Source organism: Halomonas halophila, from assembly GCF_030406665.1.
Taxonomy (GTDB): domain Bacteria; phylum Pseudomonadota; class Gammaproteobacteria; order Pseudomonadales; family Halomonadaceae; genus Halomonas; species Halomonas halophila.
On the sequence record NZ_CP129121.1, the window covers coordinates 556,161 to 576,436 of the forward strand.

At 60.8% G+C, this 20,276-nt stretch carries 24 protein-coding genes; 19 read left to right on the forward strand and 5 right to left on the reverse strand.

The features are described 5' to 3' along the window. Nucleotides 1-5 precede the first annotated feature (5 nt). The 7 genes from QWG60_RS02570 (at nucleotide 6) to QWG60_RS02600 (ending at nucleotide 5,467) form a co-directional block, all read left to right on the forward strand. On the forward strand, nucleotides 6-446 hold the full coding sequence (locus QWG60_RS02570) for a DUF2170 family protein (RefSeq protein WP_246124625.1): 441 nt from the start codon (nucleotides 6-8) through the stop codon (nucleotides 444-446). A gap of 18 nt (nucleotides 447-464) precedes the next feature. Further along, on the forward strand, nucleotides 465-1,166 hold the full coding sequence (locus QWG60_RS02575; RefSeq protein WP_146907721.1) for a PspA/IM30 family protein: 702 nt from the start codon (nucleotides 465-467) through the stop codon (nucleotides 1,164-1,166). A 76-nt stretch (nucleotides 1,167-1,242) separates the two neighbouring features. Then, nucleotides 1,243-2,310 (forward strand): ion channel, encoded by a 1,068-nt coding sequence (locus QWG60_RS02580; RefSeq protein ID WP_146907720.1) that lies wholly within the window; start codon nucleotides 1,243-1,245, stop codon nucleotides 2,308-2,310. A gap of 21 nt (nucleotides 2,311-2,331) precedes the next feature. Then, a complete protein-coding gene (locus QWG60_RS02585; RefSeq protein WP_146907718.1) occupies nucleotides 2,332-3,072 on the forward strand; it encodes a DUF2491 family protein in 741 nt (246 codons plus the stop codon). A gap of 56 nt (nucleotides 3,073-3,128) precedes the next feature. Further along, the gene (locus tag QWG60_RS02590) at nucleotides 3,129-3,539 is read left to right on the forward strand and encodes a DUF350 domain-containing protein (RefSeq protein ID WP_106488279.1); all 411 of its coding nucleotides are present in this window, start codon (nucleotides 3,129-3,131) and stop codon (nucleotides 3,537-3,539) included. A 33-nt stretch (nucleotides 3,540-3,572) separates the two neighbouring features. Then, nucleotides 3,573-4,193 (forward strand): DUF1190 domain-containing protein, encoded by a 621-nt coding sequence (locus QWG60_RS02595; RefSeq protein WP_146907716.1) that lies wholly within the window; start codon nucleotides 3,573-3,575, stop codon nucleotides 4,191-4,193. Between the two features lie 107 nt (nucleotides 4,194-4,300). Next, nucleotides 4,301-5,467, forward strand: coding sequence for a glutathionylspermidine synthase family protein (locus tag QWG60_RS02600; RefSeq protein ID WP_146907714.1), 1,167 nt, complete (start codon nucleotides 4,301-4,303; stop codon nucleotides 5,465-5,467). 99 nt (nucleotides 5,468-5,566) lie between these two features. On the opposite strand, the gene QWG60_RS02605 is transcribed toward QWG60_RS02600, so the two are convergent. Beyond that, the gene (locus QWG60_RS02605) at nucleotides 5,567-5,854 is read right to left on the reverse strand and encodes a sll1863 family stress response protein (protein WP_107181313.1); all 288 of its coding nucleotides are present in this window, start codon (nucleotides 5,852-5,854) and stop codon (nucleotides 5,567-5,569) included. Nucleotides 5,855-6,042: 188 nt separating this feature from the next. Between QWG60_RS02605 and QWG60_RS02610 the strand changes: the two genes are divergently transcribed. Further along, on the forward strand, nucleotides 6,043-7,401 hold the full coding sequence (locus QWG60_RS02610; protein ID WP_146907712.1) for an MFS transporter: 1,359 nt from the start codon (nucleotides 6,043-6,045) through the stop codon (nucleotides 7,399-7,401). A gap of 155 nt (nucleotides 7,402-7,556) precedes the next feature. Continuing rightward, nucleotides 7,557-8,096: a GNAT family N-acetyltransferase gene (locus tag QWG60_RS02615; protein ID WP_246124624.1), complete on the forward strand. Its 540-nt coding sequence runs from the start codon at nucleotides 7,557-7,559 to the stop codon at nucleotides 8,094-8,096. 49 nt (nucleotides 8,097-8,145) lie between these two features. Here the strand turns inward: QWG60_RS02615 and QWG60_RS02620 are convergent, their stop codons facing one another. Further along, nucleotides 8,146-8,682 carry a MarR family winged helix-turn-helix transcriptional regulator gene (locus QWG60_RS02620; protein WP_246124623.1) on the reverse strand — a complete coding sequence of 179 codons (537 nt, stop codon included), beginning with the start codon at nucleotides 8,680-8,682 and terminating at the stop codon, nucleotides 8,146-8,148. 38 nt (nucleotides 8,683-8,720) lie between these two features. Here QWG60_RS02620 and QWG60_RS02625 point away from each other — a divergent pair, with 38 nt between their 5' ends. Next, nucleotides 8,721-9,908: an MFS transporter gene (locus QWG60_RS02625; protein WP_246124622.1), complete on the forward strand. Its 1,188-nt coding sequence runs from the start codon at nucleotides 8,721-8,723 to the stop codon at nucleotides 9,906-9,908. 126 nt (nucleotides 9,909-10,034) lie between these two features. Here the strand turns inward: QWG60_RS02625 and QWG60_RS02630 are convergent, their stop codons facing one another. Further along, nucleotides 10,035-11,030 (reverse strand): ion transporter, encoded by a 996-nt coding sequence (locus tag QWG60_RS02630; protein ID WP_146907710.1) that lies wholly within the window; start codon nucleotides 11,028-11,030, stop codon nucleotides 10,035-10,037. Between the two features lie 126 nt (nucleotides 11,031-11,156). Continuing rightward, a complete protein-coding gene (locus tag QWG60_RS02635; RefSeq protein WP_146907708.1) occupies nucleotides 11,157-12,245 on the reverse strand; it encodes an NAD(P)H-dependent flavin oxidoreductase in 1,089 nt (362 codons plus the stop codon). 92 nt (nucleotides 12,246-12,337) lie between these two features. Here QWG60_RS02635 and QWG60_RS02640 point away from each other — a divergent pair, with 92 nt between their 5' ends. From QWG60_RS02640 to QWG60_RS02655, 4 genes are all read left to right on the forward strand, one after another. Beyond that, nucleotides 12,338-13,225 carry a LysR family transcriptional regulator gene (locus QWG60_RS02640; RefSeq protein ID WP_146907706.1) on the forward strand — a complete coding sequence of 296 codons (888 nt, stop codon included), beginning with the start codon at nucleotides 12,338-12,340 and terminating at the stop codon, nucleotides 13,223-13,225. A 97-nt stretch (nucleotides 13,226-13,322) separates the two neighbouring features. After that, entirely contained in the window at nucleotides 13,323-14,543 is a 1,221-nt protein-coding gene (locus QWG60_RS02645; RefSeq protein WP_146907704.1) for an AAA family ATPase, read from the forward strand. After that, nucleotides 14,540-15,037 (forward strand): hypothetical protein, encoded by a 498-nt coding sequence (locus QWG60_RS02650; RefSeq protein ID WP_186810040.1) that lies wholly within the window; start codon nucleotides 14,540-14,542, stop codon nucleotides 15,035-15,037. Before QWG60_RS02645 ends, QWG60_RS02650 begins: the two co-directional genes overlap by 4 nt. A gap of 66 nt (nucleotides 15,038-15,103) precedes the next feature. Further along, on the forward strand, nucleotides 15,104-15,547 hold the full coding sequence (locus QWG60_RS02655) for a GNAT family N-acetyltransferase (protein WP_146907702.1): 444 nt from the start codon (nucleotides 15,104-15,106) through the stop codon (nucleotides 15,545-15,547). Nucleotides 15,548-15,579: 32 nt separating this feature from the next. Here QWG60_RS02655 and QWG60_RS02660 read toward each other — a convergent pair whose 3' ends face one another. After that, complete coding sequence (locus QWG60_RS02660; RefSeq protein WP_146907700.1) at nucleotides 15,580-16,236, reverse strand: 5'-methylthioadenosine/S-adenosylhomocysteine nucleosidase; 657 nt, start codon at nucleotides 16,234-16,236, stop codon at nucleotides 15,580-15,582. 205 nt (nucleotides 16,237-16,441) lie between these two features. Between QWG60_RS02660 and QWG60_RS02665 the strand changes: the two genes are divergently transcribed. The 5 genes from QWG60_RS02665 to QWG60_RS02685 all read left to right on the forward strand — a co-directional run bounded on the left by QWG60_RS02665 (nucleotide 16,442) and on the right by QWG60_RS02685 (nucleotide 20,237). Beyond that, entirely contained in the window at nucleotides 16,442-16,786 is a 345-nt protein-coding gene (locus tag QWG60_RS02665) for a DUF427 domain-containing protein (RefSeq protein WP_146907698.1), read from the forward strand. 274 nt (nucleotides 16,787-17,060) lie between these two features. Further along, nucleotides 17,061-17,360: a hypothetical protein gene (locus QWG60_RS02670; protein ID WP_146907696.1), complete on the forward strand. Its 300-nt coding sequence runs from the start codon at nucleotides 17,061-17,063 to the stop codon at nucleotides 17,358-17,360. Between the two features lie 104 nt (nucleotides 17,361-17,464). Continuing rightward, nucleotides 17,465-17,929 carry a hypothetical protein gene (locus QWG60_RS02675; RefSeq protein ID WP_146907694.1) on the forward strand — a complete coding sequence of 155 codons (465 nt, stop codon included), beginning with the start codon at nucleotides 17,465-17,467 and terminating at the stop codon, nucleotides 17,927-17,929. 82 nt (nucleotides 17,930-18,011) lie between these two features. Beyond that, entirely contained in the window at nucleotides 18,012-19,838 is a 1,827-nt protein-coding gene (locus tag QWG60_RS02680) for an AAA family ATPase (RefSeq protein ID WP_146907692.1), read from the forward strand. A 60-nt stretch (nucleotides 19,839-19,898) separates the two neighbouring features. Next, nucleotides 19,899-20,237 (forward strand): hypothetical protein, encoded by a 339-nt coding sequence (locus tag QWG60_RS02685; RefSeq protein WP_146907690.1) that lies wholly within the window; start codon nucleotides 19,899-19,901, stop codon nucleotides 20,235-20,237. The last annotated feature ends 39 nt before the right edge of the window (nucleotides 20,238-20,276 follow it).

Here is a 20,276-nt window from a genome sequence, read left to right on the forward strand (position 1 = left end):
TAGATTTGGTAACCAGCTACTCATCAGCCAATGTTCTGTTCGAGGATATCCTCGCGCAGCAGGCGACAGAAGATAGCGAGGCCGCGTGGCCGAAGGGCGACATCGAGCTGGTGCCCGATTCGCAGACGATCCTGTGGACGCTGGAAGACTACGGCGACCTGGTGGTGACGCTGACGTACAGTGACGATCAATGGGTCGTGCTGGCCGATATCGCCCCCGTCGCCGCGGTGAAGGACACCGCCACCCTGAATCGCCTCCTGCTGGAGCAGGGCGTGGCGATTCCGCTGGTTTCCGCCGGCGTCATGACGCTCAACGGCGAAGCCCACTATGTGGTCTTCGGGCAGCTCTACGGCGGCTCCCGGCCGGAGGCGATCAGCGCCGAGGTGCATGCCTGTGCCTCCGCCGCCATCGATATCGCCGATCTCGTCCAGGACTACATCGCTTAAACGAAGGGAATCATCGTCATGTTGCGTAAAATCTTCACGGCTTTCCGCGGCGCCGCCAGTGAAACCGGCGAGGCCATCATCGATCATCAGGCCATCCGTATCCTGGAGCAGGAAATGCGCGATGCGGAGAAAGAACTGAACGATGCCAAGACCCAGCTGGCCTCGATCATGGCGGATCGCTCACTGGCGCAGAAGAAGGTCGACAGTCTCGTCGACAGCATCAGCGAGTACGAGGCCAGCGCCATCGCGGCACTGGAAAAGGGTGACGAGGCACTCGCCCAGGAAGTGGCCGGGCGCATCGCTTCGCTCGAGGAAGAAAAGGCCTCCGAAGAGGCGGTGGTCGCCCAGTACGACGGCAGCATCGAGACGCTGCAATCGACGATCCGCAAGTCGCAGAACAACCAGCGTCAGATCAAGCAGCAGATCAGCGTGGTGAAGGCCACCGAGTCGGCCCAGAAGGCCCAGGCCGCCGTGGCCGAGAAGCACTCCGGGCAGAACGCTTCCATGAGCAACGCCATGGATTCGCTGGACCGCATCAAGAAGAAGCAGGAGCATCGGGCCGCCCAGATGGAGGCCGCTTCCCAGATGGAGAAGGAGGCCAGCGGCGCGGATCTCGACGAGCGTCTCAAGGACGCGGGGATCGGCTCCAGCAACCGCCAGGCCAGTGATGTGATGTCACGCCTCAAGGCGCGTGCTCAGAGCGCGGATAGCGACAGCTGAACAGCCTGTCATAGCGAAAACCCTCTCGGACAAGATGCGCCTGCTTCAGTGATGGAGCAGGCGCAGAGGCTATGCCATGCCTGTCATTGTACGTCTCTTGAAAACGCTGAAAGCGTCGATGTTCCGGGTGAGCTGGAGCTTCCTGCTCTTCGTCACCCTGATGCATCTCCTGCTCTCATGGATCGCCATGGCCGCCGCAGGGGAAGCGGTCGCGTCCGCCCCGGTGACGTGGCTGTACTTCTATGTCACGACGGCCTCCACCGTCGGCTACGGCGATTTTTCTCCCGTCACGGCGAGCGGCCAACTCGTGGCCGCGCTTTGGTTGATTCCGGGAGGGATCGCTATCTTTGCCGCGCTGATCGGCAAGGCGACCATGACCATCAGTACCTATTGGAGGCACCTCGTGGAAGGACGAAGCGACTACCGTGCGCTGAACGGTCATACCCTGGTGATTGGCTGGCACGGCGAAACGACCCGCAACATCATCAACATCCTGCGCGCCGACAGCGAGCTGCCCGACGATATCGTGCTGTGCGTCTGCCAGGACCTCAGCAACCCGATGCCCGGCGATATCAAGTTCGTCCGCGGCGAGAGCTTCGCCAATGCTGAGCTGCTGCAGCGCGCCGGAGTCGCCGGTGCCAGCCGTATCATCATCTACGACGATAGCGACGAACGGGTCGCCACCATCGCGCTCTCGGTCTATCCCCTCAAGTCGGAGCGCTGCCATATCGTCGCGCACTGCGGGGATCCGGACACCGCGGCCATGCTGCGCCGAACCCTGCCCGGGATCGAGTGCACCGAAGCGCTCGCCATCGAAATGCTGGTGCGTTCCTCGACGGATGCCGGCATCAGCCGGGTGGTCAACGAGCTGCTCTCGGTGACGCACGGTGCCACCCAGTATCAGGCCTGCCTGCCGGCGACCCAGGACATGACCTACGGCGAGCTGTTTGCCCGGGCCAAGCGCCAGCGCGATGTCACCCTGCTCGGCATCAGCGACAGCAACGAAGAAGACGGCAACCTGCTCAACCCGCCGGGAGACGTCGTGCTGCATGAGGGTGACGTGATCTTCTACATGGGCAACAAGCGACTTTCCGAGCATGAGCTGATGACGCTGCTGGCGCCGTCGGCCGCCGTCACTCGGTAACGCCTGCGAGGAATCTTCAGCATGTTCGACAAGATGAAAGCCCTGCTGCGCGGTGCGACTTCCGACCAGAAGGAACAGCAAGCCTTTGATGATCAGCAGGCCAGGCTCGCTCGCGGCCTGCCGACCCACATGTCGCCGGAAGACTTCGCCGGCATGCGTCTCGACGGGCGCGTGACCTTCGATCTGCTGGCACTGGAGCCCTACAGCGACCTGCTTTTCGACAGCAGCATGGGTGGGCAGGACCTGCATATCGCTGCCGTGGGAAGGGTCGACCTGGGGCAGGGCGAAAGCCTGGTGCGCTTCTACCTGGAGAACGACACCTGGGTGCAGGCCTCGGTCGAAGCGGGAAAGGTGATCGAATACAAGCTGTTCGACTTCTACCAGGTGCAGCATCTGGCCGATACCGAGTTCGATCGCCTCATCAACGAACACGGCGTATCCAATGGCGGAGTGTCACTGGGGAAAGCCGTGCTTCCGCTTGAAAGTGAAAGTGGGCAGACGGCAAGCTATGGCCGGGTTTGGGGGCAGGAAGGCGTGCCCTGGTCGCCACCGGTGCTGCTCGAAGAGGAAGTCACCACGCTGGAAAGCGTCATCAACCGTCGGGTCATTCACCACTGCATGCTCTATGAGCGTCAACTCGAAGGCGAGGGACGCTACGAATATGTGCTGCTGAGTGGTGAAGCCGACGAGGAAGATCGCAGCTATCAGCTGGTGACCAACCTCGGTATCGACCTGAACCCGAATAATATTACGGCGGTATAACGCTCAGGCGCTGTATTCGCCAACCGCAATGGACCACTTCATACAAGGAATCGTATATGAACTATCTCGCCGGGCTCCCCGCCTTTCTCTGCTATCTCATCACTGGCGTCGTGATGCTGGTGCTGTTCATGTTCTGCTACAGCAAGGTGACCCCGCACAAGGAATGGAAGCTGATCCAGGCGGGCAATACCGCGGCGTCGGCGGCGTATGGCGGTGCCATTCTCGGTTTCACCATCCCGCTCTATAGCGCCATGTCGCACTCGATCAGCCTGGTCGATTTCATCCTGTGGGGCATCGTGGCCTTCGTCGTCCAGATCGTGACCTTCTTCGTGACCAAGGGCGTGCTGAAGCTTCAGGGGCAGAGCCTGTCCACCCACATCAGCGAGGCGCATGTGGCCTACGGCGTGCTCAGCGGCAGCATCGCCGTCGCGGTCGGCCTGCTCAACGCCGCCTCCATGACCTGGTAAGCGACCGTGAAAAAAGGAGCGAAAGGAAACGTTATGGACAACGCCAACAAGCACCTTCCGCGGCGCAAGCGCAGCATGCGCATCACCCTGGCGCTGATGGGCGCCGGCGCGGCCACGGCCCTGTCGGGCTGTGGTGACAGTACGCCTCCCGAGACGCTGAGCAACGTGGAGTTCGATGATACCGAAACCTATCGCAGCGTCGAGGAGTGCGTGGAGGGGGGGATCTATACCCAGCAGGCCTGTCAGTCGGCCTACGAGGAGGCGCAGTGGGACCTGCCGCGTTATCACTCGGAAGGTATGTGTGAAGTATTTCACGGGGACGATGGCTGCCAGCCCGCCCCGCAGACCCATAGCGGCAGCAGTAGCTCATTCGTACCGGTCATGATGGGGTATATGGTCGGCAACATGACCGCTTCGTCCAGCCGCGGCCATATGGTCAACCGCCCATATCAGGAGCCCATCTACACTCGCGCTGATGGGAATCAGGGAGATTGGTCGGCGGCATCGTCGCGGGCGTCCTCCCGAATGCGGAATACAAAGGTATCGATGCGTAATTCGGTCCAGAGCCAGAATCGAGCCTCCCGGTCCTATCGCTCGACCTCCCGCAGCGGCTTCGGTTCTCGCTCCTCGGCGCGGGGCGGCTTCGGCTCCTGACGCGACAGCGACGGCGTTGCACCCAGCAAGCCCCGGTGATTCCCCGGGGCTTGTTCGTCGATGCCCTGCTTGCTTCCCCCTTCTGACTTCCTCCTAGAGACAAGCCCATGTTGAAAATCCCCGTGCAAGAGCGCAAAGCCTGGAAAGACCTGGCCAAGGACCTGGGGTTTCATTTCCATACCATCGACGGTGAGGCCTACTGGCGAGAGGAGGCCTATTACCAGTTCACCCTGCGACAGATCGAGGAGGATATCGAGGCGCCCACCGAAGAGCTGCACGAGATGTGCATGGAAGCGGTAGAGCGCGTCTGCCGCTCCGATGCGCTACTCGACAAGCTGTGCATTCCCGAATTCATGTGGGAAAGCGTGCGGTCCTCCTGGTGGAGCGGTCAGCCCCAGCTGTATGGGCGCATGGATCTGGCCTACGACGGCCAGGGCAAGGCCAAGCTGCTCGAGCTCAACTACGATACGCCGACCTCGATCTACGAGGCGGGCTTCTTCCAGTGGGTGTGGCTCGAACAGGCGATGGAACAGGGGCTGATCCCCTGGCATGCCGACCAGTTCAACTCGATCCAGGAAAAGCTGATCGGCGCCTTCGCTCATATCGGCCAGCGCCTGGTGACGCCGGAGATGCACTTCTCCAGCATCAAGGATCACGTGGAAGACCGCGCCACCGTCGAGTATCTGCAGGACTGCGCGATCCAGGCCGGCGTGGACGCCCCCTTCGTCTACATCGAGGACATCGGCCTGCGCGAAGGCGAGCGGCATTTCCTCGATCATGAGGACAAGCCGATCCAGGCCATCTTCAAGCTCTATCCCTGGGAGGAAATGGCCGACGACGAGTTCGGCAGCCAGGTGCCGGAGAGAGACACCCACTGGTTCGAGCCGCCCTGGAAGACCATCCTCAGCAACAAGGGCATCCTGCCGCTGCTGTGGGAATGGAACGAGGGGCATCCCAACCTGTTGCCGGCCTACTTCGATGACGATCCCCGCCAGCCGCTGAGCAGCGGCTGGGTGCGCAAGCCGTTCTTCTCGCGGGAGGGCAGCAACATCGAGCTGGTCACGCCCGGCGGCGAGCGCGAGTCGGTGGCCGGCCCCTACACCGATAGCCCGCACATTCTTCAGGCCTACCATCCCATGCCGAGATTCGGCGAGGAGCACGCGCTGATCGGAAGCTGGGTGGTGGGAGATCGCGCCTGCGGCATCGGCATCCGCGAGGACAAGGGGCGCATCACCAAGGACACCAGCTGCTTCGTACCGCACATCATCCTGTGATCGGCTAGGGTAAAAGCCCAGAGGCCTTGGTCGATCGTCATGGGTGGCCCCGGCCAGGAAGGGCCGGGGCGAGGGGCTAGCGCGGGGAAGCGTGGGCGATCACTTGAAGCGTGAGCGGGCCTTCTCGAGGGAATCGCTCAGCGAGCCCCAGGCACGTTCCGCGCCGGCCTTGATGTCGTCCCAGGCGTCGTCGCTGGCGTCGCGCAGCTCGTCGAGCTTCTGACGCATCTCGTCACGCTTGGCCTCGAGCTCGTCGACTTCCTTCTCGTGCTCGATGCGCTGGTCGGCCTCGGCGCCCTTGGCGCGGGCCTTCAGCTTGTCCACCTCGGCCTGCATCTCGTCCAGCTTGGCGCGCAGCTTCTGTTCGTAGGCATTCCGGTCGCTCATGGGAAGACTCCTTTCCGTCGGCGAGTGAATGACACCTTGGTCGTGCCCGTCGCGGGGCAACACGGTGTGGTCGTTATAGGGTGGCATATCGCCCGGGGTAGCTGGCAAGGTCGCGCATATCGGCATATACCAGTCGGTATCGATGACCATCCACGGATTATCAGCCCGGCGAGCCTGGCGGAGGTGTCATGAAGTCTCTTTCGAGTACGGGATTCGCGATTCTCGGGGCGGCGCTGGTCGCGATCAGCTACGGGCTGGCGCGTTTCGCCTTCGGCCTGTTCGTGCCGCAGATCCGCGACGCGCTGGAGCTCACGCCCTACGCCATCGGCATCATCGGCGCGCTGCCGCTGATCAGCTTCCTGCTGTCCACGGTGGTCGCGCCCTTCATCACCGACCATCTCGGCGCCCGCAACACGGCGGTGCTGTCCGGCCTGTTCGGCGTCGGGGGCCTGGGGCTGATCAGCCAGGCCTCCGACGCGCTGATGCTGGGCTCGGGCGTGTTCGCCTGCGGCATCTGCACCGGCCTGATGATGCCGGCGCTCACGGCCGCCATGCAGGCGATGGTGAGGCGCTCGCTGCACGGGCGCGTCAGCTCGGTGATGAACGCCGGCACCAGCATCGGCGTGATCGTCGCCGTACCCACGGTGCTGTTCATGGTCGGCGCCTGGCGGCTGGCCTATCTCTCGTTCGCGATCTGCACCGCCGTCGGCGTGATCGCCGCCTGGTGGTTCCTGCCCTCGGTGTCGCGGATCGTGCCCTCGAACGCCGCGCCGCCGCCGCCGCTGCCCGAACTGCCCTGGTCGCGCCTCGTGCGGCTGTCGCTGTTCGCCTTCGTGATGGGCTTCGTCTCGTCCGCCTACTGGATCTTCGCGCCCGACCTGGTCGTCACCCTCGGCGGCCTGTCGCCGGCCTCCACCGGCTGGCTGTGGCTGGCGGTGGGCATCGCCGGCCTCGGCGGCGCCGTGGTGGCCGACCTGGCCGACCGCAACAACCCGCCGATCACCCACGCGCTGATGCTGATGATGTTGGCCGCCAGCCTGGCGCTGCTCGCGGCCAGCCCCGCCCAGACGCCGCTGGCGGCGTTCTCCGCGCTGGTCTTCGGCCTGGCCTACATGAGCCTGACCGGGCTCTACCTGATGACCGGCATCCGCCTGCTGCCGGGCCGGCTGTCGGTCGGGCCGGTGCTGCCCTTCATGGCGGTGTCGGTGGGGCAGGCCACCGGCTCGCCGGTGGTCGGCGGGCTGGTCGACGCCTTCGGTTATGCGACGGCGTTCTCCATGTTCGCCGCGCTCGGCATCCTGGTGTCCATCCTCTCGCCGTTCTATCCCGGCCATATCGAGCATGGCGACGAAGAGGAAGAACAGGCCGCCGAGGAAGACACCGGCCTGCAGGCGGCCTACGACCACCAGCTCCAGAACGAGGAAGGCGAGCCGCTGGAGGATCCGGAGGAACTGGAAGAGCAGGAGGCGCTGGCCGAGGCGTCCGCCGACGCCTCTTCCGAAGAAGACGAGGCGGATAAGTCCAGAAACAGCTCCCGGTCATCGTGACGGGGAGCGCTGCGGCGACAGGCCATGCCACCTGGCTGCTAGGCTGAGGTCCAGATAACGATAAGACATCGCCAGCTTGCGGGGCGCCATCGGGGTAGTCGAGGTATCGGCCCCTGATGGCGCTTTTCTTCCATCGGAGACGCGAGAGGATTCAGATGAGCCAAGCATCCGTGATGGACATCAGGCTGGCAGCCGAGAGGGACCTGCCGAGGATCGTCGAGATCTACAATGCCGCGGTGCCGAGCCGACGCTCGACAGCGGATACCGAGACGGTGACCCCGGAATCCCGACGTGAGTGGTTCCACCGGCACGAGCCGCAGCGGCGCCCGCTGCTGGTCGGCGAGGACCAGGGCGACATCGTCGCCTGGATGAGCTTCGAGGACTTCTACGGCCGGCCGGCGTATGCCCACACGGCCGAGCTGAGCATCTATATCGCGCCGGAATACCAGGGCAGGCTGCTCGGGAAGCGGCTGCTGCAGCGAGCGGAAGCGCTGGCTCCAAGTCTGGATATCCACACCCTCGTCGGTTACCTGTTCGCCCACAACACGCCGAGCCTGCGCCTGCTGCGTGCCAGTGGCTACCAGGAGTGGGGCCGACTGCTGGATGTCGCCCGCATGGACGGTCGCGACTATAGCCTGTGCATCATGGGCAAGCGGCTCGAAGGCGCCCCGGCTCCGCTGGAGGCGCCAGACTGATTCAGTATTTCTTAATGTTTCACCACCGTCGCTTGTGCCGGTGTGGCACTCACTTTTCCTGCTGTGACATGGACTCGATGAGGCTGGCGAGTAGCCTGTCTAACGCTTCGCGCTGTCCGCTATCCAGCGATTCGAGCAGCTTCTCCTGACCCGCTAGATGTTCCGGCAGAATGGCGTCGATCTGTTCGAGCCCCTTGTCGGTCAGCTCGACGATGACGGCTCTCCGATCCTCGCTGCTGCGTCGGCGACGGACCAGTTCCGCTTTCTCCAGCCTGTCGAGTCGATTGGTCATGCCCCCTGAGGACACCATCATGGAGCGGTACAGCTCGGTAGGGGAAAGCGCATAGGGTGCACCCGAGCGCCGAAGCGTCGCCAGCACGTCGAACTCGCCGCGTCGCAGACCATACGACTTGTTGAGATGCTCAACATGGAGCCTGTTGAGCATCTCGGTCGCCTCTATCAGGCGGCCGAACAGCGACATCACCGAGGCATCCAATTCAGGACACTCGCGCTGCCATTGCTGATAGGCCAGATCGGCACGGTTGGAGGGGATGTCTATTTGTCTTGACATAAAGATTCTTTCCATCGAGCATCTTGGTGTGAATTCAATTGTTGAGGTTGCCCGTGCCACAAGTCAATGCAAGGCGTTACATGATGTTCGCGGCCACTATCGTTCTGGTGGGGATGAATCTTCGTCCCATCATGGCGTCGATAGGCCCTATCCTCGAAATGATTCAGGCCGATACCGGAGTGAACGACACCTCCGCTGGCCTGCTGACCACGCTGCCGGTCTTCGCCATGGGGCTGTTTGCGCTGTTAGGTGGCCTGCTGCAGCGCACACTGGGCGTCGAGCGCACGGTACTTTATGGGCTGATAGCGCTGGGTGCCGCGACGTTCGCCAGGCTCTATTTCCATGAGGTATCAGGGCTTATCGTGACCGCCCTGCTGGGGGGGATCGGCATCGCCGTGATTCAGGCCGTGCTACCCGGCATGATCAAGCGGGATCACGGTGACAAGGCCGGACAGCTGATGGCCCTTTACACGGTGGGCATCATGGCTGGCGCTATGTTGTCCTCGTCGCTCGTGGCGCCACTATCGTCGATGGGTGACTGGCCGCTGTCATTGGCTATCTGGGGCGTGCTGGCGATCATGGCTTTGATTGGCTGGCAAAAAGTGACGGTTGATAGCTCAGCGTCCGGTGGAGCAGTCGGTCCAGGACTGCCAGTATCGTCAGGGCGGGCTTGGTATCTGATGCTCTTTTTCGGTATCGGCACATCGGCCTACACGCTCGTTCTGGCCTGGCTGCCGCCGTTCTATGTAGACCTCGGCTGGTCCAGCACCGCAAGTGGCCTGATTCTGGCTGGCTTGACCTTGGCGCAAGTCATTGCCGCGGTGGGCCTGTCGTCTGTGGTGGATCGTTTCTCCGACCGGCGCCCCGTCTTGTACGCCATCCTCGCTCTCATTGCTCTGGGACTGGTCTGCCTTCTGCTGGCGCCGGCCACGCTGGCGGTTCCTGCGCTGCTGCTGTTGGGGTTCGGCATCGGCGGCTTGTTTCCCATGTCGCTCATCATCGTGGTCGATCATCTGCAGAAGGCGAATCAGGCGGGGGCGCTGATGGGCTTCGTACAGGGAGGTGGATACATTATTGCAAGCCTCATGCCGTTCGTGGCCGGCCTGCTGAGAGGCGTATTCGATGATCTGGCGGTGGCCTGGGTCATCATGCTGATCGGCATTCTCGCTCAGCTGGCGATGGTGCCCATGTTGTCGCCGAAAGATTCGCTTTCAAGCGATAACTGGAGCCTCCAGCGCTGAGAAGTCGATAAGTCTGGGGCTTCTCGCCATGTGACGCATGGATACGTTCTGCTATTGCGCCGCGCCCAGAGTTGGGCGCGGCAGTCTGTGTCTACGTGGAGTATCCAATCTCCTTACTCGCCCTAGTTATTGATACTTGTGCTGCCAGCCCTTTACCGCGATCTGTTCCTTGAGCAGATCCAGCATGTCCACCAGCACCTGCTCGGTGATCTGTTCGGTCTCGGGGTCGGTGCGCAGCCAGGCATCGAAGCCGCTCTCGGCCAGGTGTTCCACCAGGCTGGAGAACTCCGACGACTTCAGCCCCGCCAGCGCCTCGTCGACCAGGTGGCAGGCCAGGTCGGAGAGCGAGGCCTCGAGCCCGCGGGTCAGCGGGCCGCCCATCGGCAGGCGCGACAGCCGCTTGAGCTCCGGGCTCTCCGCCAGGGTGCGGCCGACCAGCCCGCGCACGTAGCGCAGGGTGTCGTCGCGGTTGCGGTCGTAAGCGTCGCCGGCCATGGCCTCCAGCCGCTGGCTGATCTCGCGAATCAGCGCCTGCTTGCGCGGCTGCACCACGCGCTCGATCACCGGGGCCGAGAGCCCGTCGCCGGCGCGGATCTCCTGCTGCACGTTGTCGAGCATGCGGATGGCGATGCGGTCGGTCAGTTCCTCCAGCAGGATGTCGTAGTACTTGGCGAATACGCTGTAGATATACCAGCGGCGTACGTCGATCAGCCCCATGCGCTGCAGGCGGTGCAGCAGCGAGATCACGCGCAGCACACGCAGCAGCCGGAAGCCGCCCAGCGGGATGCAGCCGAGCACGTCGTACCAGTGCACGAAGGGGTAGAAGAACCAGCGGTGGTAGTGGCGCTCGGCGATGGCCACCGCCCAGCCCAGCAGCACGTCGAACAGGAAGACGGCCACGAACGCCAGGTCGATGGTCAGGAAGTTGGCGTGGATGTGCTGCTCGTAGGCGCCGTACAGCCCGGGCGCCACGGCCTCGAAGGCGGCGTTCAGCGGCGGCAGCAGGAACAGGCTGTCGAACAGCAGCAGCCCCAGGTTGGCGATCACCAGCGTGATGATGAACAGGTCCCACACCAGGTGGGCCCGTTCCAGGGCGGGCGAGGTCGTGCGCGTGGCAGGCATGGCGCCTCCTTGAGCTCGATGCCGAAGGGTCGCCTCTCATCCTAAAGCCTCGGCCAGCCGCCGACACCCCGGGCGTGTTCAGCGACGGCACCGCTGGGCACTCGGGGAACGGCCGTGCCCGTGCCGTCAGGCGTCGCCTTGCCACTCCTGAAGCAGCCGGCTCACCAGCTCGCCGGCGGGGAGTTCGCGCGCCAGCGGCGCCCCTTGTCCGGCCCAGTGCGCCGCGAAGTCATGATCACCGCGCTCGGCCGCCGCCGCGTTGAGCCGCTTGGCCGCGTCGTACGCCAGCGGATAGGCCGGCGGCATGGTCCTGGTCGTCGCCCCGGTCGTGGCATCGGACGAGGCCTCGGCATGGCGCATCAGGCGATTGAGGATGCCGCGCGCCGGGCGCCCGGACAGCGCCGTGGTCATGCGGGTCGTCTCGGCGCGCTCGCTCTTGAGGGCCGCGCGATAGCCCTCGTTGGCCGCCGATTCCGGACACAGCAGGAAGGCCGTCCCCAGCTGGGCGGCGCAGGCGCCCAGCGCCAGGGCCGAGCGAATGCCCTGGCCATCCATGATGCCGCCGGCCGCGACGATCGGCAGGTCCATCTCCCTGACCAGCCGGCGGACGAGCACGGAGGTGCTCAGCCGTTCATCGTCCGCCGCCGGATCGAAGCAGCCGCGGTGCCCGCCCGCCTCATCGCCCTGGGCCACGATCGCATCGACGCCCCGCGCCTGGATCCCTCTCGCCTCCTGCAGGCTGGTCGCCGTCGCCAGCGTGTAGATGCCGGCCTCGTGCAACGCGCGTATCCGCGCCTCGGACGGCAAGCCGAAGTGAAAGCTGACCACGGCGGGGCGCGTCTCGAGCAGCATCTCGAAGGCCGCCTCGTCCTCCACGAAGCTGCGGTAGATCTCGTCGAGCCCGGCCGGCGGCTCGCGGTCATATTCCCGGAACAGCGGCGCCAGGTGCGACAGCCAGGTAGCCTCCCGTGCCGGGTCGCGCACCGCGGGGGCATGGCAGAAGACGTTGACGTGGAACGGGCGCGGCGTCAGCGCCCGGGTGCGCTCGATCATCGCCCGGGCCTTATCGACGCCGCTGGCGCCGATCCCCAGCGAGCCCAGGCCGCCGGCATTCGACACGGCCGCCGCCAGTTCCGGCGTGGCCACGCCGGCCATGGGCGCCTGGATGATTGGCTGGATGCCCAGCCGGTCGGTCAGGGGATTCGACGATGTCATGGGCACGGCCTCCACGAGCGCGGGAACGATGGCTTTCTTTTGTTCTCGTATTGAGAATAAAATAGATTAATTGATTTCAAAAGGCGAATAATGTGGATCTGGAAACCCTGAGAATCTTCGAGGCCGTCGCCGCCGAGCTGAGCATGACGCGTGCCGCCGCGCGGCTCGGGCGCGCGCCCTCCAACGTCACCACGCGCATTCAGCAGCTGGAGGCGGAGCTGGACGCGGAGCTGTTCGTTCGCCTCGGCAAGCGCATCACGCTGTCGACGGCGGGGCAGCGCTTCCTGGCCTACGCGCAGCGCCTGCTGGCGCTGGAAGACGAGGCCCGGCAGGCCGTGGGCGGCGACGATGGCGGCAGCCTGCGTATCGGCAGCATGGAGAGCACGGCGGCCAGCCGGCTGCCGGCGCCGCTGGCAGCCTTCAACCGCGCCCATCCGGCGACCCGGCTCGAGGTCAGCACCGGTCCCTCGGGGCCGCTGATGGATGAGGTGCGCGACGGCCGGCTGGACTGCGCCTTCGTGGCCCTGCCCGCCGAGCTCGAGAACGAGCCGGCCCTGGCCGAGATGGGACTGCAGAGCGTGCCGGTCTGGGAGGAATCGCTGCTGCTGCTGTTGCCGCCCGTCGATGCCGAGGCCACCGCGCCGGCGGAACTTATCACCCGTACTCGCCCCCGCACCCTGGCCGCCTTCAAGCCGGGCTGCACCTACCGCGCCATGGCGGAACAGCGGCTCGGCATCGTCGCCGGGAGCGAGTGGCGCATTCAGGAGCTGGGCTCCTACCACGCCATGGTGGCGGCCGTTGCTGCGGGCGCCTGCGTCACCCTGCTGCCGCGCAGCGTGCTGGAACTGTGCCGCGTGCCGGACGACCTGGCCACGCTGGAGATGGGCACCATCAGCACGCGCCTGCTGTGGCGCCGCGGCTACGAGACGCCCGCCTTCCAGGCGTTCGCGGGGGAGTTTTTGGGGGAAACAGATACCTGATCCTGCCATTCGAGTGGCCCACCGGGCGATCAGTCGACCGTCCTTCGCTAACATGCCAGACTTCCATGCCTGACCCTCTCCGGCGGAATGCCTCTGAATGAAGCTCAAGTGCCTGACATTGGAAAACTTTCGTGCCAAGCCATCTCTGTCGATGACATTGGGGCCGCGTCTGACCCTGCTGATGGGCGCGAATGGCAGCGGCAAGACTACGCTGCTGGACGGTATCGCCATCGGGCTCGGTGAAATCCTCACCTATCTGCCGGGTGTGTCGGGCATGACCTTCAAGAAACGGGGCGATATCCATCAGAGGGATAACCACCTGGCTCCCTACACGCGGGTTAGCCTGGAAACTGCCCAGGGGCTGGGCTGGGACCGCCTGCAGCGGCGCGACAACAGCAAGAAGACAGCCGGCGAGATTCCCCCGGGACGAGGTGTGAAGGCGCTCAAGCAGTACCTCGACTCTTCCGTGGTCGAGCCCTGGGCCGCCGGCGAATCCTTCGAACTGCCGGTGTTCGCCTATTACGGCGTCAGCCGCGCGCTGCTGGATCTGCCCCTGAGTCGCAAGGGGTTTCCCAAATCCCACGAACGCTTCGATGCCCTGACCAATGCACTGAACGCCGATACGCGCTTCAAGTCGGCCTTCGTCTGGTTCTACAACAAGGAGAACGAGGAGCATCGCCTTCAGAAGCAGCACAAGAGCTTCGATGTGACACTGCCGGAGCTGGACGCCGTCCGCCGTGCCATCACGCGGTTATTTCCGGACCTCTCCGAGCCGCATATCGAGCTCAACCCGCTGCGTTTCGCGGTGAAGCAGGAAGGCGAGTGGTTGAATATCGCCCAGCTCAGCGATGGCTATCAGACCCTGCTGGGGCTGGTCATCGACCTCAGTTCGCGAATGGCCATGGCCAACCCGCAGCTGGACGATCCTCTGGCGGCCGAAGCGGTGGTGATGATCGACGAAGTCGACCTGCACCTGCATCCCGAGTGGCAGCGGCGAGTGCTGGGAGACTTGCTCGCCACCTTCCCCAATACCCAGTTCATCGTCACCACGCACAGCCCCTTCATCGTCGAGGCGCTCAATAATCACCTCAAGCGCAGTCAGCTCGATGGCTTCGACATTGCCAGCGAGACCATCCGATCGCTGCTGCCGCTTTCCCCGGAAGCGGTGGCCGCCTATCACGTGACGCCGAACGAGGCTCAGTCGCTGATGGATGTCGATCTGGGCCTGCTCGATGACAAGCTGCTCGGCCACTTCAATGCCATCAATCGTCTTTATGACGAGATGCGGGATATCGAGTGGGAGCACCGCGAGGCATGAACCTGGGCGAATATCAGGACTGTGTATGTCGGAAGATGGGCAACACACAGGCGCAGTGCCTCGGGGAGTACACGCTCGGTGAACAGGGCAAGCTGGTTCGCCTGACCCCCAAGGCAGGGGAACGGGGCGTCGCCGTCGTGCTGGATGGCTGCGTGTTGCGTGATAACCAGCCCAAGTGCGATGGCCTCTTCCTCTGGCAGGGCAATCAACGCCAGGCCGCCGTGCTCGTCGAACTCAAGGGAGCCGGCGATATTCCGCATGCCTTCGAACAACTGGCCTATGTGAAGCGTCATCGGGCGGAATATCGGCAGCTGGTGGCTCGCCTGGAAGAGGAAGCCCGCGGGCGGGTAGCGGAAAAAGCCGTGGTGGTAACCAATGGCCTGCTGTCCAAGCCGGAACAGGAACGGCTGGAGAACCACCACGGCATCCGAGTGATGGCGGTCATACACTGTGAAGCCAGCTCGCCGATCCCGGAGATGCGGGACTATCTCTGACCGGCAGGCGACATGGCGTCTTTTATCGGCGCGGTAGCCGTACATGACGCAAGCAGGGAGTGTTCGATGAACGTCGAGAGTGTCGAAAAGGAAGACTATCGTGAGCTGCTGGATGTCTGGGAGGCATCGGTCAGGGAGACGCACGATTTCCTGCGGGAAGACGACCTGCTGGAGCTGAAGCCGCTCATTTACGAGCAGTATTTCGGCGCCGTCGATCTCACGTGCGTCAAAGGCAGGAGCGGTGACATCCTGGGCTTCTGCGGTGTGCTCGACGGCAAGATCGAGATGCTGTTCATCGCGCCGCAGGCCCGCGGCGCCGGCATCGGCTCGTTGTTGCTGGATGACGCGGTGGCCGCCCAGGACGCCACCCGTGTAGACGTCAACGAACAGAACCCGCAGGCGCTGGGCTTCTACCGGCACAAGGGGTTTACCGTCACCGACCGCTCACCGCTCGACGGCTTGGGCAAGCCCTATCCGCTGCTGCACATGGCGCTGGTGAACACGCCATAACGCGCCGCGCCCATGGCCTCGGCGGTGGCGCCTCAGCCCGTCAACAAGCCCTCGCCGATCGCCTCGCCCAGCCGGTCCACGGCGGCGGCCAGCCTCTCGTCGATGACGTGGAGATACGCCGTCCAGTCGTCGACGTGGTTGAGCTCTGCCTTGCCGTCCGAGATGCCGCGCAGCACCACCAGCGGCACGTCGAAGCGGGTGCAGGCGCGCAGGCAGGCGTAGCTCTCCATGTCCACCATGTCGGCGGCGATGGCGGCATAGGCCGCGCCCGAGACGATGTTGGCGCCGGTGGAGAGCGATGCCTCGCGAATCCCGGGAATGCGCAGCGGCAGGGGCAGGATGTCCGGCAGGTCGAGGAAGGGCGTGACGCCCTTCTGGAAGCCGAGCGGCGAGGCGTCCATGTCGCGGTAGGCCACCGAGGTCGCCTGATAGACCTCGGTCTGCTCGAGCTCCCGGCTGCCCGCCGAGCCCAGCGACACCACCAGGTCCGGCCGTTGCCCGCGCGCCGCAAGCTCCGCCAGCGCCGCGGTGAGCTCCACCGCCGCCTCCACCGGCCCCACGCCGGTCATGAAGGGCACGAAGCGCTCCCGCAGATGCGGGCCGTATTCGGCGTCCGCCGCCATCACGAACAGCACGCAGCTGCCGCCCATCGTCGTCAGCGGCGCCGGTGCGCGTGGTGTCTGGTTCATCCCGAAGTCTCCCGCAGTTGATAAACGCCACCATCATGGCGGGCAGGCGCGTTGGCGCCAAGCGGGCAAGGGCTTGTGGGAGGCGAGCGGGCCGGTCCCGGAAGACCGATCTAGATCAAAAGCCGAAGTGAAATTGTCACCAAGCGGTGACAATCTGACCCCCTCGTTCTAGGCTGAGGTATCAGCCAACCAGCAAGGGACTGCCATGGCCGATCACACCACCGAATCTCACATCATCCTGCACACGCATTCACAGAGGGTGCGCATCCTTGCTGGCGACACGCTGATCGCCGATACCCGCAACGCCATCGAACTGCGCGAGAAAGGCTATCCACACCGTCACTACATCCCGAAAGAGGATGTGGATATGGTGAAGCTTTCGATTTCCTCCACCGTCACCCACTGCCCGTTCAAGGGCGATAGCACTTATTACTCCCTGCCCGATATCGTCGATGTGGCCTGGAGCTATGAGCGGCCGGTCGACGACATGCAGGCGATTGCCGGGCGGTTGGCTTTTGATGCGGGCAAGGTGGCGGAGATTGTGGAATGACACGCCAAGAGTGCCCCACGATGCTTTTCGTAGGAGCGCAGCTTGCTGCGCGAGGGGGCGCTGGCCTCTGGCTTGAGCCCGATGCCCAGGAAATAAAGCCGGCACGTTTCTCGGTGCTATGTTGCCAAGCTATACTTAATATCTTTGTTTTTCATAAGGTTACATGCAATCTGTTACGCTCGTTTATTGACCTGAACGTGCCGGCGCTTTCAAGTCAACAAAAGAGTCGGCTATCTAATACCTGTTAGATTTATTCATGAATAAGGAGGCAAGCATGCCAAGGGCGCAGTACAAAGAGGAACTTCTGGATGAATTTGAGGCCCGGTCTGATGAGTGGACCTTCTCAGATTTAGAACGCAGACTTGGCGAGGTCCGGAAAGGTACTAGCTATCATGATGCGAAGGGCATCATTAATGATGCTCATAGTGCAGGTAAGTGGCCGAATACCGTGAAGCGATATTTGCTGACGAACTATAGAGCCCATGGGAACGTCAGCTCTGAATTTAGCAATACTTTCCGTCAGATTTGCTCATCTATGACTGACAGCGAAAAGGAAGAGTGGGGGGTAGCGTGAAACCTAACCAGTCGGTCAATCGGACGCCAAAAACTTACCGCTCTTGGTTCCCTCCGCTGGCGCTCCGGTACCGGTTACCTCAGCGTTAAATGAAAAAGCAATCCATGAGTAAGCCGCACCAGAGAGTTGGCTCAGTCTCAAATGCGCACGTGGGCAGAGATTTCGAAAATGTCGCCCTCAAGGTGTTTGCGAGATTCGGGCTGGACCTAGAAAAGAACTTTAAGGTTTCTGTCGGCCTGAATGGCATCTCCAAACTGCATGCTTTCGATTTGGGTTCCGAAGAACAAAAAATCCTCGTTGAGTGTAAGTCGCATAAATGGACGGCCCCAAATGATAACGTTCCAAGTGCTAAGCTCACTGTCTGGAATGAAGCGATGTATTATTTTCTCGTCGCTCCACCAGGGTTCCGAAAAATTCTTTTCGTCCTTAGAGATATGAGCGAAAGGCGGCAAGAAACACTGGCCGAATACTACATTCGAAATTATCGTCACTTGATACCAGGGGACGTTGAGATCTGGGAATTCGATGAGAGCAATGGGGAAGTGATCGAACGATCGTTTAACCAGTAAATTAAGCCGACCGGTTTGCGCTTGCGCTCCAACCGGTGACTTATTTTGTCGTTAGCCACTCAATCATATTTAAGGAGGTTTTATGCGACTCAAGGAAATGAAGATAAAAAACTTCAGAGGCTATAAAGAGGAAACCTCCATATCATTTGAGGATGGGTTGACGGGTATCACTGGAAGAAATGACGCAGGAAAATCCACTATTCTTGAGGCACTCGAGATTTTCTTTAATAACAAGTCTGTAAAAATAGATGGTGATGATAAAAATGTAGGTTCCGGTGAATCTGAGATAAAAATATCATGTGTTTTTGATGAGTTATCTGGAGACGTCGTTGTTGATGAGAATTATCCCACAAGCTTTAAAAATGAGTACCTGCTAAATAGTAATGGTGATATCGAAATATCGAAGGTGTACAAGGTGCAGAAAACAGTCTCGGCACCTGCCATTTTAATTCGCTGCATGCACCCTTCTATCGAAAGCGCTAATGATCTACACAGCTTAAAACTAGCCGAATTAAAGGCTCGAGGTAAAGCGTTAGGTATCGATGGAGAGGTAGAGGATAAGCGAGTTGCAAGTTTATGGCGTTCTGCCATCTGGAAAAAATTTGATGACTTACAACTGACGGACTTCGACTTGGATGTCAGTGCGCTGGAAAAAGAATCAAAAAATATATATAAGAAAATTGAGGCGGAAATGCCTGCTTTTGCCTTATTCAAGGCTGACAGAGAGAGTAACGATTCTGATCCTGAGGCAAAAAACCCAATTCAGATTGCGGTAGATCAAGCCAAAAAGTCACTTCAAAAAGAAATAGATGAGCTCCAAGAAAAAATCGAACAGTCTGTTTTGGAGGTCGCAGAGCGTACGAAAGAAAAATTACGAGAAATGGATCCGGCGCTGGCGTCGGAATTATACCCAAGATTTAAGGATAAGCCAAAGTGGACTTTTAATTTCACGTTAGATGGCGAGGGTGGAGTTCCGATAAATAAACGTGGTAGCGGTGTTAGAAGACTTGTTTTGCTCAACTTTTTTAGAGCTGAAGCGGAAAAGGTTAGGGTGGAAAAGAGCTCTCCTAAGGTTATATACGCTATTGAAGAGCCTGAAACATCACAGCACCCAAGCTATCAAATCATGCTAATTGAAGCGCTAATCGCTTTGTCATGCAGACCTGAATGTCAAATTTTATTAACAACGCATGTCCCAGCGTTGGCTGGACTCCTGCCTATAGAGTCTATTCGCTTTATCGAAAAAGATGAAAATAACACTCCTGAAATAACTTACGGGTCAGATGAGGTGCTTGAAAAGGTAGCAATCAGTCTAGGGGTGCTTCCTGAAAGTGAAATTGCATCATCACGGGGGGTTCTCCTGGTAGAAGGTCATAGCGACGTGACATTTGTTAACCATTCCGCCGAGCAATTAAAGGTTAACGGTGATATTGAAAACACCTTGTCTGAACTGGGCATAGCTTGCATTCCTATAGGTGGCTGTGGAAATCTAAAGCACTGGGTATCCAAGAAGCTTATTGATCAACTGGGTTTGGAGTGGGGAATACTAATGGATTCTGATCTAGGGGATCCAATTCAAAACCCAAGGAATGTGGAGAAGATCTCTGAACTGAAGTTAGAAGGAAAAATTGCTTTCCTTACCAGGAAAAGAGAGCCTGAAAACTATTTAGACCCTGCGATTTTTCAAGCTTCTCATGATGTCAACATAGAGTACACAGATACCTGTGATGCGAAAAAGAAAATCGCAACAGCATTAACCGTTAGGAAAGATGATGTATTGGAAAGGTTCTGGCCAAGGATGACAGCTGAACAAATTAAAGAAAGATCAAAATATTGTGATGACGATGGTGTAGATAGATATGAAATCGAGGAAATTATTCAAACTGTCTCACAGCTGGCAAATGGCTAACAAGTTGCTGTGCTCCTAATTTACCGGTGAGCAAGGCGTTAGATTTCAGGGGGTGAAGCCATGAGTGCTCTCAAAGTTTATCTTTTCAAGGATAGCTTTCGCCCGATCATTGAGCTTATGGGCGAAAATGGTCTTTCTTGGTCAATGAAAGAGCAACGCTCAGGCGTAACCATGGCTTCGTCTGGCGTTGTTGAGGTCGTACTGAACGCCAGTATGTGGGTCTCCATGGCCAGCGTTGTAATCGCATTCATTAGGGCAAAGCACGGACGCAAAGTAATAATTACTATGAAGGATAAGCGGGTGATCCATGCTGAAGGCCTAACGTCCAAAGAGCTAGAATGCATTCTACAAAAAGCTGATTCGATAACCGCGCTGGACGCCGGAAAATCTAACCGGTAGTTGCAGTTCGTTTCGGGTCTGACTGCCCTCCACCGGACG